Source organism: Cyanobacterium aponinum PCC 10605, from assembly GCF_000317675.1.
Taxonomy (GTDB): domain Bacteria; phylum Cyanobacteriota; class Cyanobacteriia; order Cyanobacteriales; family Cyanobacteriaceae; genus PCC-10605.
On the sequence record NC_019776.1, the window covers coordinates 1,667,298 to 1,681,600 of the forward strand.

Sequence of the window (14,303 nt, forward strand, 5' to 3'; positions counted from 1 at the left end):
CTATATCAATTAATTCGGCTTTATCACTTTGAGTATGTAAATTATCAGTTAAGGTAGGCAAGAGGCAATAGGGGATTATTAAATAATAATTTATAAACTTTTAGTTTTTGTTTTACTATAAACACTATTCAATAAAGGTTATAGAAGTTATTTTCTGTCAATTTATCATAACCACTGTAGAAGAACCATTAATTATAATGTTATAAAAGATTTATTGAAAAATATTTAACCACCATATATCACCCGAAAAAACCAAAATATTATTAAACTAAATAAAGCGAAAAAATCAGCTTTTATCATTTTTAATTCATGCCATTGTACTAAATGATCATGGGGATTTGTAAAACCTCTAGCTTCGATCGCGATCGCAATTTGTTCAGCTCTTAATAGGATATTTTGTAATAATTTTTCTGCTACAATTAACCATATTTGCATACTTTTTTTAAAACCTAATTTTTTCCAATTAATTGCCCTTGTTTTGATGGATCTAATTAAATTTTGAGCTTCTTCTAACACTAAAGGAATAAATCTTAATGCCAAAGTTAAAGTTAAAATAATTTCTGTAATTGGTAAATTAAATCTTCTTAAAGGGGATAATAAATCTTCAATTCCTGCGGTAATTTTTTCAGGGGCTGTAGTCAACAAAAACAAATTACTACTATAAACTAAAGTAAAAATTAAAGTGGTAACTCGAATCGCTAAATCTAAACTTCTTCTTGTCATGGTAAAATTACCGATTTCTAGCAATACATATCGATAATCCGTGGGTTGAGGGGTTGGTAATGTGCTTGGGGGCAAAGTTGGTTGGTAATTAAGATTAAATCCATCCCCAGAAAATATGGTGACACAAAATACAATAACCAGAAAAAAGACTAATAGACTAACCTGTGTTTTCAGAATACGCCACGGAATTTTTGCCAACACTGTCAAAAGTAACAAAAAAATGACCAGAAAAATACGCCAATAAGGATTTGCTAACAAAGGTGTCAAAATTACACTCATCAACCATGCTAACTTAACACGAGGATCTAATTTATGTAGCCATGAGATGGGCTTTTCTATAAATATACCAATAGGAAGCGATCGCAAAAAATCCATTTGAGTAAGTAATTAGTAATTATTAAAAAGTCGTAAGGAATATAAAAACAATGTCAAATTTCCGAGAATATTGACGAAAATTCTTGTTATTCTAAAAATATAGCGATAAGATAAAGGATAAATTTAAAACTGTCAACTATCAGTAAAATTTATGGATATTCAATTAATAAATATCGGTTTTGGTAACATAGTGGCCGCTAATCGAGTCATTGCCATTGTTAGTCCTGAGTCTGCCCCTATTAAACGTATCATCAATGAAGCAAAAGATAAAGGACAATTAATCGATGCAACCTATGGCAGAAGAACCAGAGCCGTAATCATCACAGATTCCAACCATGTAGTATTATCTGCTATTCAACCAGAAACTGTTGCTCATCGTTTTGTTTCTCATGTAGAAAAATAGGGATTTTTACAGAATTCAGGAAAAAGGAAAAAGGAACAGATAAGTATATCAATAGTAAATAATCTCCATTATATTTTTGATTTCTATTTTGTTTGCAAGAATATTAAAAAATAGATCAATCTTAATCAAAATCTCTGCGCCCTTCTAACGCCCTAGCAAGGGTTATTTCATCTGCATATTCTAAATCGCCTCCCATGGGCAAACCAAAGGCAATACGAGTAACTTTTGTAAAAGGTTTAACTAATTGACCAATATATAAAGTAGTCGTTTCCCCCTCAACACTAGGATTAATCGCTAAAATCACCTCCTCAATTTTTTCTTGACTAACTCTTTGAATTAGTGGTTGTATGTGCAGTTGTTCAGGGCCGATACCATCCATTGGGGAAATAACCCCCCCAATTACATGATATAAACCTTGATATTCTCTGGTTTTTTCCAAGGCGATTACATCTTTAGAGTCAGCAACAACACAGATAATACTTTGATCTCGACTAGGATTACGACAGATTTCACAGACAGGATCAGCCGATAAATGAAAACATTTTTGACATAAACCTACTCTTCTTTTTGCGTCCAGAATAGCTTGAGCTAGGGCTTCAGCATCTTTATCCGAACGTTTAATAATATGTAATGCTAATCTCTGGGCATTTTTAGGACCAATGCCGGGTAATTTTTGTAATTGTTCGATTAATTTAGCGAGAGGTGGTGTAAAAATAGTATTTATCTCCTTTCAAAAAGGCTAAAGGCAAGAGGCAAGAGGCAAGAGGCAACCCCCCCTTTATCCCCCGGGGGGAGGGCAACAGTGTTTAATTAATTTCTCCCTTATCCTCTTATCACCCTAACACCTGACACCTGCAACCTGACACCTCTTTCATAACCCCTGATTCAAACTACAGCACTCGAATAATACTGGGGATATTCTTAATCGCATTTAAACTGCGAATTTCTGCGATCGCCTCTCTAAAGTTACCTTCTCTAACATGGTGAGTGACAACCACAATTTCTGCTAAATCCCCCTGAAATCCAATTTGAACCACAGACTCTAAACTGACGTTATTTTCGCCAAAAGCAGTACCTAGATGACCAATGACCCCCGGTACGTCTGCACAGAGGAAACGGGCATAAAAACGGCTAAAAACTTCCTCTATAGGGCTAATTTGACCCTGACCTTGAGGGGAACAACTGAGTAAAGAATCGAGATTATCTCCTGTTTTATCAGTATTGAGAACCCCCACAATGTTCATAATATCGGCAACTACAGCACTAGCGGTAGGGCCTGAACCGGCACCCGGTCCATAAAACATGACTTGTCCGAGGGGTGAACCCTCCACTAAAATAGCATTATTAACACCATTGACATTTGCTAGGGGATGGGATGTCGGCACAAAAGTGGGATGAACTCTTAGCTGTAGTTGAGTTTCCGTGGTAGATTGTACCTTGTGAGCAATGGCAAGTAATTTGATGACAAAGCCCAATTTTTCAGCATAATTAATATCACTGCTAGTAATTTTAGTAATGCCCTCGCAATAAACGTCTTCCCGTTTGACTAAACAACCAAAAGCAAGAGAAGCTAAGATAGCAATTTTATCCGCCGCATCATAACCTTCTACATCAGCAGTAGGATCAGCTTCAGCATAGCCTAAATCTTGGGCAACTTTTAACACCTGTCCAAAGTCAGATCCTTTTTCGGTCATTTCCGTAAGGATATAGTTAGTAGTGCCATTAACAATCCCAATAATATTTTCTAAACGGTTCGCTCCTAAAGACTGTTTAAGAGGTTCAACAATGGGAATACCTCCCCCTACGGCCGCTTCTGACAAAACATAAACTTTCGCTTCATTAGCCGCCGCAAAAATTTCTCCACCATAACGGGCAATTACTGCTTTATTCGCCGTTACAACGTGCTTACCATGAGCGATGGCTTTTAAAATAAGACTACGGGCGGGTTCTAAACCACCTATTAACTCAACAACAATATCAATTTCGGGATTAGTGACAATGGCTTCTAAATCTGTGGTCAGAATTTCTGAGGGTAAATCAATGTTGCGTTTTTTTTCGAGTGATTTTACCCCTACCTGACTAATAGTTATATTTTGAAGGAGGGGGTGTCTGCCATCGGGATTAAATAAAATGTCTGCCGTACCCGTGCCAACAGTACCTAGTCCTAATAAACCGATCTTAAAAGCCACAATATCTGTCCTTCTCAATAAAATCTTATTTTGCTTATTGTACCTTACAACGGTTACTTAAGCCATAATTAACGGGGTTTAGGGTGTTGGGGTATTAGTGTTCAAAGGTGTCAGGTTTCAGGTTGCAGGTGTTGGGAGAAAGTAATAAGTAACGAGTAATGAGTGTTAAGGGTTTTTAATTCTTAATTATTAATTCTTAATTATCAGCTATTTACCTTTGCCCTTCATCAGAGATTATGGCTAAGGTAAAAAAGAGTTTTGTTAACTTTTGTAAAAATAATCAAGAAAGATTCTAAAAATACCAAAAGTACCAGAAATTTGATCCTAAGCTAAGATCAACCTTAGAAATTCAATGGCATTTTTTAATATGACAGATTCAGCTTTATACAATTCTTTCTTTTCCTTCTCTTCTTCTCATCCCCTTAGATGGATTAGGTGGCTAATATGGAAAATTGCGATCGCAACTCTGGCTTTGATGGCAATTGGGGCGGCAACGAGGGTTATGAATGCGGGGTTAGCTTGTCCTGATTGGCCTTTATGCTACGGTAAAATCGTCCCCACTCAGGAAATGAATTTACAGGTATTTTTAGAGTGGTTTCACCGACTGGATGCGGCTTTAATTGGTTTTACTACCATTATTTTGGTCATTGCTTCTTGGTGGCATCGCCGTAAACTACCTCAATGGTTGCCCTATGCCTCTAGTTTTGCTCTATTTTTAATCATCTTTCAAGGAATTTTGGGGGGTTTGACAGTCACAGAATTATTGCGTTTTGACATTGTTACTGCTCATCTAGGCACTGCTTTACTGTTTTTTGGCACATTAATCGCTATTGGTAGCAGTCTCAGTGAATATCAAGGCACAGCTACGGATGTAAGTAAATTAACTCTCATAGGGGCGATCGCATCTATTTTCGTATATATTCAATGTCTTTTAGGGGGTTTAGTTGCCTCTCAATGGGCTTTACATCAATGCTTTGCCGGGAATCAACTTTGTTTTGTCATGAATAGTCATATTATCGGAGTGCTTCCTGCCACTATCGCCACTATCACTTTAGTTATTTTAGCGAGAAAAACCCCTGCTTTAAGCCTAAAATTGCGAAACTTGACTAAATATATCACTGTAATTTTAGTAAGCCAAATATTACTCGGTATTGCTACATTTTACCTTCATCTACAAGTAGAACCTCTTACCGTAGCTCACCATACCATGGGAGCGGCACTTTTTGGGATGTTAATAACTTTCACTGTTTATACCCTCAGAGATGAAGATACCACCATTTCTCTTTTAAATTAGTTTTTCCATAAATAAAAAATTAGCATAACCTTGAAGAAAGAGTTTATTTAGATCCCTCATCTAATTAAATTGAAAATCTGTCTATTTCAATCAATCTTAATCACATCAAAAAACTGATAACAAATATTAGCTTAAGGCTAAAACCTTAAACATAATTCAGCAAAAACAATAAACATGATCGGAACAAGTATTTCACCTCGTAACGAGAACTTTTGGCAAGTTATTCAAAGTTATTATCTCCTCACAAAACCTCGTATTATTCCCTTACTTTTAATAACAACTACTGCCTCTATGTTTATGGCAGGAAAAGGCACAGTTGATCCTTTACTCTTAATTATGACCCTATTAGGAGGAACATTAGCCGCCGCTTCTGCCCAAACTTTCAACTGCGTTTATGATCAAGATATTGATTATGACATGAAGCGCACGAGAAAACGTCCTATTCCTTCGGGGAGAGTTCAATCTAACCATGCAATTATTTTTGGAATTTTCCTAGCAATTCTTTCCTTTAGCATCTTAGTGATTGCCGTCAATCTTTTGTCTGCCTTATTAGCTATGACGGGGATTGTCTTTTATATGCTTATTTATACCCATTGGTTAAAACGTCATACTAGCCAAAATATCGTCATTGGAGGAGCGGCTGGAGCTATTCCTCCTCTTGTGGGTTGGGCGGCTGTAACAGGAGATTTAAGTTGGAGCGCATGGGCATTATTTACATTAATTTTTCTTTGGACTCCTCCTCATTTTTGGGCTTTGGCTTTGATGATTAGTGACGACTATGCACAAGTTGGTGTGCCAATGTTACCTGTGGTAGAAGGCGTTGAATCAACGGTTAAACAAATTTGGATTTATACTTGGATTACTTTTGCCTTTAGTTTAATCTTTATCTATCCTTTACATAGTGCAGGATTTGTTTATTTTTCTTTTGCTCTTATTTTGGGACTAACTTTCATCTATAAAGCATGGCAACTACTACAGCAACCGGAAAAAAAAGACTGTGCTAAATCCATGTTTAAATATTCCATTCTCTACCTCATGTTACTCTGTTCAGGTATCGTAGTGGATAGTTGGCAATTGAGCCATCAGTTAACTGATTCTTTTGATCGCCAAATTATGGCTTTATTGAATTTATGGTTAAACTTTTGTTGAATAATTTATTAAATTTCGTTGAAATCTGTTAGATGCAGGATTCACGGATAAGGTTGGGGAATTAAGAAAAGGCAACAGGCAATAGATAATTAGTGAATGGTGAATAATAATTCATTACTCATTACCCATTTCTCCCTCTCCCCTCTCCCCTCATCACCTTATCTCCCCAACACCCTGAATTCTTGATTCTTAATCCTTGATTCCTATGGCAATAAAACCACTTTTTCCGCACTGTTTATTTATCTCTAACATCTCTCCTGAAAGTGGAATTTATCCTGATTGGGGGTTAAGGTTTGCTCAAAAAAATCCGCTATATTATTATTTTCATCGGCAACTAATACTTTTGCTTTATGTCCTTTTTTTATTAACTCACCGCGATCGCACTCTTCATAGGCATATATAATTAAAATATCCCCTTCTTGACACAACAAAGCCGCCCCGCCATTAGGACAAATTTCCTTACTTCCCCTCTCCCCCGGAATGGCATAAGTTGACCAGCGTTTAGCATTATTGAGATTAACAATATCTAATTCTTCTAAAGGTAAAATACCAACTTTTTCCATCAAATCTGGATCTATAGAAATACTACCAACATAATCTACATTTGCAGATGTTACCCTGACTCGATGTAATTTAGCGTGCATTAATCGAATAGTTGTCATAACAAAGAAAAATAATACAATAAGAAGCAAACCAATCATTTTGTATCGAACACCACTTCAGTTCGATTGAAGAATATTGGATAAAGACAGATTTTCGGTTGTAGGTTTCAGGCTTTAATTGATTACTAATTATTAATTGCCTTTGCCCCTTCCCTTTTTCCCCGTCACTCAGAGATGAATATTTATCCTGAATTCAGGTAACACCAGATAAATTATAGGTAAAAATGAGACGAGAATAACCATGATAAAAGTAAAGAAACATCATTAATTGGGGCTGGAATCATCGCTCCTCTTGAGTCCAATAACTCTACCAAAATTAAATAAACAACTCCCAATAAAACAGATACTATTCCTGTCACAATCGCAACTATTTTTTTTCGTTCCATTACTGCAATACTCTTCGATATTTTGATTGAATTATGGGGCTAAGATTTACATTTCTTAAATTATATCTTAGTTACCCTTATTTTTCCGCTTATCACCATCGATAGACTTCCTGGAGTAGTCAGACGAAAGGCAAAAGGCAAGAGTGAAGAAAATTAACTATTTCTTTATGGTAAATTAACTTTAATTGAGGACTAATTTATAAAAGTAAGTAAAGTAAAGGGATGAACTCGATACCCTAGGAAAATATCATTAATGTAGCTATTATCTTTTTCTAAAAGTAAGACAAAATAAGGTTTTTTCAAGAATCTAAAATATTTATTAAGAGTAATTACAAATCCCTAACCATCAACGGTTATTCAGTATTAAAATGCTAAAAAGACATTTTTAATGACATACAATTAATTCGCATTTTGGTCGTTCAAGTGAGATTTTAAAATCTTCCCCATTAGTCAAATCAATTCTTCAGGTTAATAGAGATGAAAATAAATCAATTTTTGAGAAACTATGAGCAGGGTATTCGACAGTTTCAAGGGATTAATTTACAATCAGCAACTTTATCTGAATCGGTGTTAGTGGCGGTGGATTTACAATATGCGAAATTAATCGGAGCTGATTTTAGTCGTTGTTTTTTGACTAAATCTAACTTTTCTCATGCTCAACTCAACTGGGCTGATTTTACGTATAGCAAGTTAAGTGAAGCAGTTTTTAATGGAGCGGATTTGACTAAAGCTAATCTCACTGGAGCTTTCATGGTGCGATCGCATCTTATTAAAACTCAACTTAGTGCCGCAAATCTTAGCCATAGTAATTTACGCAATGGAAACTTAGCAGAAGTTAACTTATGTGGAGCTAGTCTTTACCGTGTTAATTTGAGAGAGGCTTTTATCGGAAACAGTAACCTCAACTGGAGTAATTTTCAAGAAGCAAGATTGAGTAAAGCAAACATGAAACAGTCTAGTGCTTATCAAGCTAATTTTACCCGCTCATTTATGAAAGAAGTAAATCTGAGTAATAGTAACCTAACAGAAGCTAATTTATATGGTGCAAGACTAAGTAGATCAAATTTACAAAATGCCAATCTACAGAATGCAAATCTAAGAGAAGCAATATTGGTTGGTGCAGACTTAAGAGGGGCAGATTTAAGAGGAGCAAACTTACAAAATGCCGATTTACAAATGGCAAACCTCGACGGGGCAATTTTTGACGATACAAACTTATCTCAAGCTAATTTAACAGGAGTCAACATAAATCACACCAGTTTTGTTAATTCTTGTCTGGATAATACAATTCTCTCTGAAACTTTGTCCAAAATGCTTAATTTTGAATTAAAAAAAAATTATCGAGTGAATATGGCAATTAACAATTAAGAAAAGGGCAAGGTTAAAAGGGCAATGGGCAAGGGGCAAACCCCCCTGTGTCTCCCCTTAAAAGGGGAGAAGGGCAACTGAAGTTAAATATATTCAACCCCTACCACCCCAAAACCCTAAGCCCCTATTTCCCCCTCTCACCCTCTCCCCTAATCTCCTCATCTCCCTACCACCTGCAACCTGACACCTGACACCTAACCTTATCGGATATTCTTAAACCGAACTGAGGTTAATTAATAACTTCTAACTCCTGTACGGGCGAATAGCCATTTGCCCCTAACTAACCCCTAACCCCTAATGAATATTAGACATTAACCACTTCATTAGTATTAGCTTCTTTAGTAGAAGTAGCAGATTTAGCTTTAACAGCTTTGAACATCCCAAAGCGACAAAGACCACTACCAAAGCCCACACGCATTAAAATCATGGTAGGAACTTCTCTCAAGGATTTGATAAAACCAGATAAACCAAACTTGATAATACCTTCGGGGCGAACTATGCCTTGCCAAACAGACTCTAACCAAGAAGGTAAAGTTTCTTGAGTCCAATCGGCTGTGACTACATCTCCATCGACTAAACCTGTTTCAGCAATTTGTTCGGAAAAGCCTTCAATACTAGAAAAGGAAGGGTGAGACCATTGATCCAATAATTGACGCATTACGATTCTTTCCCACCAATTAAGAGGAACTTTGCGATCGTCTCTTTGATTCCAGTCGGCTACCACAAGAGTACCACCGGGTTTTAAAACTCTCATCATCTCTTGAGCATATTTATTCTTATCTGGCATATGAGGACCAGCTTCGATCGACCATACCACATCAAAACTATTGTCAGGGAAAGAAAGATCTAAAGCATTATCCACCTGAAATTTAGCGCTAACACCCTCAGGAGTTAGCTCCGTTGCCCTTTGTACTTGTTTTGGACTAATGGTAATGCCTGTGGCTTCAAAACCATAATCTTTTGCCAAAATACGGGTACTTCCACCAATGCCACAACCGACATCTAAAACCTTAGTACCACGGGGTAATTTATCTAATCCTCCCCATTTGACCATTTCATGAACAAAATCAGCTTTTGCCTCTAAAAAGTCTTTGCGTCTTGGAGGAGAACCATAGTGACCTAAATGAATATGCTCACCCCAATAAAATTCTAAAATTCCATCTTCTGTCCACTCATCATATGAAGTTGCAACAGTTTCAGGAGTTTCAAAAGTCCGAGGAGTTAGTAGATAAATAACAACACCTATGATTACTGATATTAGTAATACACCAAGAGCGTAATATAGAAACATTAAAATAAACCTTAATATTTATTTACATTTTGTTTATAATAATATCAATTTCTGAGATTTTTTGATGAATCAGATTTTTTGCTGATATGGTTAGCTCCAGTTCAATCGAAGAGTATTAAGATAAACTGAAATCTTGCATTGGTTCTTTTATATTAGAAAATAATATCCTTAAAACCAATTTTAATAAGTTTTTCATCAATTATTTATTGTTCCCTGTTTTCCTTCTCCTCTTAAAATGGAAAACACAGAGGGATTTCTTCTATTCTCTACCGTCACCAGTCCATTTTAGCTAGATGCAATATCTGAGATAAAGACAATTTAATAACGGAGTGACATCACAATAAAGATCCAATTATCTTAGAATTATATGTAGGAATTTCTATTGAGCTTTACCTAAAAAAATTGATGTAAACTGTTTTGTGAAGAGTTAGTAAATTAACATAAACTTTTAGGAGGGCGAACGATGGGACTCGAACCCACGAATGGTGGAACCACAATCCACTGCCTTAACCACTTGGCTACGCTCGCCATTACGATTTCTGATTATAACATAATTTCATTAAAATGATCCAGTAATTATCCAAAAAAAGCTGTCTAAATATGAATCCATTATTTCTCGAAGAGCGTAAGTTTCCCCGTGTTTTGTTAGCAGTTGGTGGGGGCTTTTTTTTAATTATGGGAATAATTTTGACTCTTACTAACCCCAATTCCACTAAATACGAAAAGTTCGCCACAGAAGAATTAGTTCGGTATGCTAAAGAAAATATTTGCCCTGCTCAATCGTCCAATTTGGAAGAGATGATCAAAAGTCAGGTTTGCAATTTGATAGTCGATACAGGTAAAAATAAAATACCCCAATTAATCGCTTCCAATACGAAAAGAAATAATTATTTATTGCTAAGTCTTTATACAACTAATTTGTATATTTACCAATTTGAAACTATTGCTGTGTTTAATAATTTTTACGTCATCAATGCCCAAAAACTTCATGAGTAAAAAATTAGGAGTTGGTGAATTAAGCTATGATTTTGAGTTGAGATCGCTTCCTTTTCTTTATCAATATATTTTTATTTTGTAGAAGAGCCATAAAAATGGCAAGTTGACTGGGTGTTAGCTTATAATTTGTCAAAAAGCTATTTTATAGGATCATATTTATTAACTCATGAGTGAAACTATTACCACCGCAGTGAGCGATCGCATCTGTAAACATATGAACGATGATCATGGAGATGCCTTAGTCTTATATGCCAAACATTATGGTAATTTAGAAAATTTAAATAGTGCGAAAATGTTGTCTATTGATAATAAAGGTATGTTGCTAATTATCGATAATAACGAGGAAAAACCATTAAGAATTAACTTTGATCATACTCTAATTGATGCAAAAGACGCACATCATACATTAGTTGAAATGCTTAAATCTATTAGAAATTAAGAAAAGGGCGAGGGCGAAGGTAAATAGTGAATAGTGAATAACTCCGAACACTCATTACCCATTACTCATTTCCCTAACACCTGCAACCTGAAACCTGACACCCCCGAACCCTAACACCCCAATTCCCCAATATCCCAATCCCCCAAATCCCCTCACTTCCAAATACCCAGATAAAAACAGCCGTGTTAGATTTAGCAAAATTAGCCCGTCAAATGCCAGACATGGGGCAAGAAATCCAAAAAGAAGCCCTAAAAAGTAGTCAGCGTTTGGAAAAAGCAATACAATTATTAGCAATAGTCGAAAAAGACCAAGATACTTTTATTAAAGCTCAAAAAGAATGGAGCGATCGCCTCTTATTTACTGCCGCTACCCCTCAAGAATCGATTACTAAAAAAGTAAAAATTCCCATTGCCCCTAATAATCATAGTGTTTTTTCGGCAGATGGTTCTCAAATTGCTCCCTCTCATCATGAAATTGCCTATTGTTATTTGATCAATATTGGGCGAATTATGTTGCATTATGGGCAAAATTTACATCCTCTCCTTGATACCCTTCCTGAAATATACTATAAAAGTGAAGACCTCTACGCATCCAGAAAATGGGGAATTCGTACCGAAGAATGGATGAGTTATCGACGCACTGTAGCTGAAGCCGAGGTATTAGCAGAAATGGCTTGTACTTGGGTAAATCCTCCCGGAGCTCATTTTGATACCCCTAACCTTGCCATGATGGATGGCTCATTGGTTTACTGGTTTTTAGAAACTTTACCCGTTGAGGCTAGAGAAGAAATTTTGAATCCTATCCTAAAAGCATGGGAAAGTTTACGACAGACAAAAATTCCTTTCGTGGGATATGTTAGTGCTTCCCGTAGCACGTCGGCAATTAACTTTCTTCGTTTTCCTTTATGTCCCTACGATAATCCTAATTGTATGGCATTTTGTGGGGAAGAAGTGGATAAAACACCCTGTCAGAAAGTTGAACCCCTCAGAGATGTTAATCTTTGGACTCACCTTTTACAACGAGGAGAAAGAAGTGCTATATTCCGTAGTAATTCTCGTATTTTAGATTTATATGGAGAAGAAAACCATATTTACTTCTGTTATCTCCATGTTGGCACGGAAATTGCTAGGGTTGAGTTTCCCCAATGGGTAGCGGAAAATGAGTCTCTCCTCAATCAGTCTCTAAGTATTACCCTTGCTCAAGTTGATAAGGGTTTTGGCTATCCTGTTGCTTTAGCTGAAGCCCATAATCTCGCTGTAATCAAAGGAAGCGATCGCACCCGTTTTTTTGCCTTATTAGAAGAACAAATGATCAAAGCTGGAATCAAAAATGTCGGGGTTTCTTACAAGGAAGCAAGAAAAAGAGGCAGTATTGCTTAAAGAGTAATCAGTGAATAGTGAATAGTGAATAATTAATAATTAACCTGAGTTTTGGATAAGCTGAAAGCATTATTTTCTCGTAGTCAAAAAACCTTATAGCTTCTTAGAAATAAAGATAAAATTGCCTTAACCCAAACTGACTTAAACAAGGGGCTTAAGCCCCTTGCTAAAAACCCCTACCACCTGCAACCTGCAACCTGAAACCTGACACCTAACCTTATCGGATATTCTTAAACCGAACTGAGGTTCATTAACAACTCTGAACTATTAACCCCTAAGCTCCGATTTCCCCTTCTCATTCCTTCCCCTCATCACCTCATCTCCCTCTTCCCCACGTAAATTTTTGAGTAGATGCAATTGAGGTGGGTCATCATGGATAATAGAAAATAAATTTAATATATTGACCCTATGGATTTAGTTAGTTTAGAAAATATTTTAGATAACGTTTCTTTCGCTGTGTTGTTTATCACCATGTTATTTTATTGGGTAGGTACAGCTTTTCCCAATTTTTCAATATTGCCTAAACTCGGTACAATGGGCATGATTATCGGTAATTTATCTATCGCCTCTCTACTGTTGGCGCGTTGGATTGAAGGGGGTTATTTCCCTATTAGTAATCTTTATGAATCCCTTTTCTTTTTGGGATGGGGTGTCACCACAGTGCATTTAATTGCAGAATCGATGAGTGGTAGTCGTTTAGTGGGAGTTGTCAGTGCTCCTACTGCTATGGGTATCGCCGCTTTTGCTACCCTTTCTCTCCCCCCAGAAATGCAACATAGCGAACCTTTAGTTCCTGCTTTAAAATCTAATTGGTTGATGATGCACGTTAGTGTCATGATGTTTAGTTACTCTGCTTTGATGGTAGGTTCATTAGTTGCGATCGCATTTTTGATTTTAACTCAGGGCAAAGAAATTCAATTAAGAGGTAGTTCTGTCGGTACAGGAGCTTACCGCAATGTTAAAGCCTTAAAATTAAACTATCAAGGGGAAAAAATCACAGAAGTTGAGAATCAAGGCGGTACAGCCGTGTTAACCCAGGAAAAAACCATTGTCAATCAACTTTCTCCTGAGCGTTTGAGTTTAGTGGATACCCTTGACAATATCAGTTATCGTATTATCGGCTTAGGTTTCCCTTTATTAACCATCGGTATTGTTTCAGGGGCTGTATGGGCAAATGAAGCATGGGGGTCTTATTGGAGTTGGGATCCGAAAGAAACATGGGCATTAATTACATGGTTAGTCTTTGCCGCTTATTTACACGCCAGAATTACCAAGGGTTGGCAAGGAAGAAAACCTGCCCTTTTAGCCGCAGGAGGCTTTTTGGTGGTATGGATTTGTTATTTAGGAGTCAATTTATTGGGTAAAGGTTTACACTCTTACGGTTGGTTTTTCTAATATTTAAAGAGTAATGAGAAATAAGTAATGTAGGGGTTGAATATATTCAACCCTCACTGAGTAGTTTAACGTAAATAGACATCTCCAAGAATTCTCAAAATAAGGGAACCAAGCCCTAACTACGAACCTATATTAATATTGTCTACCAGATGTCTAATAAAAATTAGTTTGTAGTAAACCCTTTAGGGTTTCTATCTTTACAAGGAATAATTAATGGCTAAAGCCAATATGAGCATAATATATATTATGCCCCT

At 36.4% G+C, this 14,303-nt stretch carries 14 protein-coding genes and 1 tRNA gene; 8 read left to right on the plus strand and 7 right to left on the minus strand.

Annotation, left to right across the window (positions count from 1 at the left end):
- Positions 1-225: 225 nt before the first annotated feature.
- Complete coding sequence (locus tag CYAN10605_RS06965; RefSeq protein WP_015219232.1) at positions 226-1,098, minus strand: energy-coupling factor transporter transmembrane component T family protein; 873 nt, start codon at positions 1,096-1,098, stop codon at positions 226-228.
- 151 nt (positions 1,099-1,249) lie between these two features.
- Here CYAN10605_RS06965 and remA point away from each other — a divergent pair, with 151 nt between their 5' ends.
- Positions 1,250-1,501, plus strand: a complete 252-nt coding sequence (remA, locus tag CYAN10605_RS06970; protein ID WP_015219233.1) for an extracellular matrix/biofilm regulator RemA — start codon at positions 1,250-1,252, stop codon at positions 1,499-1,501.
- A gap of 121 nt (positions 1,502-1,622) precedes the next feature.
- Here the strand turns inward: remA and recR are convergent, their stop codons facing one another.
- Together recR and CYAN10605_RS06980 are read right to left on the minus strand one after the other, a co-directional pair.
- A complete protein-coding gene (gene recR / locus CYAN10605_RS06975; protein ID WP_041922447.1) occupies positions 1,623-2,216 on the minus strand; it encodes a recombination mediator RecR in 594 nt (197 codons plus the stop codon).
- A 175-nt stretch (positions 2,217-2,391) separates the two neighbouring features.
- Complete coding sequence (locus CYAN10605_RS06980) at positions 2,392-3,690, minus strand: homoserine dehydrogenase (RefSeq protein ID WP_015219234.1); 1,299 nt, start codon at positions 3,688-3,690, stop codon at positions 2,392-2,394.
- A 367-nt stretch (positions 3,691-4,057) separates the two neighbouring features.
- On the opposite strand from CYAN10605_RS06980, the gene CYAN10605_RS06985 reads away from it, so the two are divergent.
- Together CYAN10605_RS06985 and CYAN10605_RS06990 are read left to right on the plus strand one after the other, a co-directional pair.
- Positions 4,058-4,984 (plus strand): COX15/CtaA family protein, encoded by a 927-nt coding sequence (locus tag CYAN10605_RS06985; protein WP_041922730.1) that lies wholly within the window; start codon positions 4,058-4,060, stop codon positions 4,982-4,984.
- Between the two features lie 174 nt (positions 4,985-5,158).
- Entirely contained in the window at positions 5,159-6,133 is a 975-nt protein-coding gene (locus CYAN10605_RS06990) for a heme o synthase (RefSeq protein WP_015219236.1), read from the plus strand.
- A 245-nt stretch (positions 6,134-6,378) separates the two neighbouring features.
- Here the strand turns inward: CYAN10605_RS06990 and panD are convergent, their stop codons facing one another.
- Together panD and CYAN10605_RS18805 are read right to left on the minus strand one after the other, a co-directional pair.
- Positions 6,379-6,795, minus strand: a complete 417-nt coding sequence (gene panD, locus CYAN10605_RS06995; protein ID WP_015219237.1) for an aspartate 1-decarboxylase — start codon at positions 6,793-6,795, stop codon at positions 6,379-6,381.
- 212 nt (positions 6,796-7,007) lie between these two features.
- The gene (locus tag CYAN10605_RS18805; RefSeq protein ID WP_015219238.1) at positions 7,008-7,181 is read right to left on the minus strand and encodes a hypothetical protein; all 174 of its coding nucleotides are present in this window, start codon (positions 7,179-7,181) and stop codon (positions 7,008-7,010) included.
- 477 nt (positions 7,182-7,658) lie between these two features.
- Here CYAN10605_RS18805 and CYAN10605_RS07000 point away from each other — a divergent pair, with 477 nt between their 5' ends.
- Entirely contained in the window at positions 7,659-8,549 is an 891-nt protein-coding gene (locus CYAN10605_RS07000; protein WP_015219239.1) for a pentapeptide repeat-containing protein, read from the plus strand.
- 304 nt (positions 8,550-8,853) lie between these two features.
- Here the strand turns inward: CYAN10605_RS07000 and CYAN10605_RS07005 are convergent, their stop codons facing one another.
- Positions 8,854-9,840 (minus strand): methyltransferase domain-containing protein, encoded by a 987-nt coding sequence (locus tag CYAN10605_RS07005; protein ID WP_015219240.1) that lies wholly within the window; start codon positions 9,838-9,840, stop codon positions 8,854-8,856.
- Between the two features lie 455 nt (positions 9,841-10,295).
- A tRNA-His gene (locus CYAN10605_RS07010) sits at positions 10,296-10,368 on the minus strand.
- A gap of 72 nt (positions 10,369-10,440) precedes the next feature.
- On the opposite strand from CYAN10605_RS07010, the gene CYAN10605_RS07015 reads away from it, so the two are divergent.
- From CYAN10605_RS07015 to ccsB, 4 genes are all read left to right on the plus strand, one after another.
- A complete protein-coding gene (locus tag CYAN10605_RS07015; RefSeq protein WP_015219241.1) occupies positions 10,441-10,836 on the plus strand; it encodes a DUF4359 domain-containing protein in 396 nt (131 codons plus the stop codon).
- Positions 10,837-11,002: 166 nt separating this feature from the next.
- Positions 11,003-11,275, plus strand: coding sequence for a DUF2470 domain-containing protein (locus tag CYAN10605_RS07020; protein WP_015219242.1), 273 nt, complete (start codon positions 11,003-11,005; stop codon positions 11,273-11,275).
- A gap of 182 nt (positions 11,276-11,457) precedes the next feature.
- Complete coding sequence (locus CYAN10605_RS07025) at positions 11,458-12,654, plus strand: DNA double-strand break repair nuclease NurA (RefSeq protein WP_015219243.1); 1,197 nt, start codon at positions 11,458-11,460, stop codon at positions 12,652-12,654.
- A 408-nt stretch (positions 12,655-13,062) separates the two neighbouring features.
- Positions 13,063-14,049: a c-type cytochrome biogenesis protein CcsB gene (gene ccsB, locus CYAN10605_RS07030; protein WP_015219244.1), complete on the plus strand. Its 987-nt coding sequence runs from the start codon at positions 13,063-13,065 to the stop codon at positions 14,047-14,049.
- The last annotated feature ends 254 nt before the right edge of the window (positions 14,050-14,303 follow it).

Excerpts from the sequence above, each read along its gene's own strand:
- CYAN10605_RS06990 (WP_015219236.1), top strand. The coding sequence starts at position 5,159 with ATGATCGGAACAAGTATTTCACCTCGTAACGAGAACTTTTGGCAAGTT.
- ccsB (WP_015219244.1), top strand. The coding sequence starts at position 13,063 with ATGGATTTAGTTAGTTTAGAAAATATTTTAGATAACGTTTCTTTCGCT.
- CYAN10605_RS07005 (WP_015219240.1), bottom strand. The coding sequence starts at position 9,840 with ATGTTTCTATATTACGCTCTTGGTGTATTACTAATATCAGTAATCATA.
- CYAN10605_RS06985 (WP_041922730.1), top strand. The coding sequence starts at position 4,058 with ATGACAGATTCAGCTTTATACAATTCTTTCTTTTCCTTCTCTTCTTCT.
- CYAN10605_RS06965 (WP_015219232.1), bottom strand. The coding sequence starts at position 1,098 with ATGGATTTTTTGCGATCGCTTCCTATTGGTATATTTATAGAAAAGCCC.
- remA (WP_015219233.1), top strand. The coding sequence starts at position 1,250 with ATGGATATTCAATTAATAAATATCGGTTTTGGTAACATAGTGGCCGCT.
- CYAN10605_RS07020 (WP_015219242.1), top strand. The coding sequence starts at position 11,003 with ATGAGTGAAACTATTACCACCGCAGTGAGCGATCGCATCTGTAAACAT.
- panD (WP_015219237.1), bottom strand. The coding sequence starts at position 6,795 with ATGACAACTATTCGATTAATGCACGCTAAATTACATCGAGTCAGGGTA.
- CYAN10605_RS07000 (WP_015219239.1), top strand. The coding sequence starts at position 7,659 with ATGAAAATAAATCAATTTTTGAGAAACTATGAGCAGGGTATTCGACAG.
- CYAN10605_RS18805 (WP_015219238.1), bottom strand. The coding sequence starts at position 7,181 with ATGGAACGAAAAAAAATAGTTGCGATTGTGACAGGAATAGTATCTGTT.
- CYAN10605_RS07015 (WP_015219241.1), top strand. The coding sequence starts at position 10,441 with ATGAATCCATTATTTCTCGAAGAGCGTAAGTTTCCCCGTGTTTTGTTA.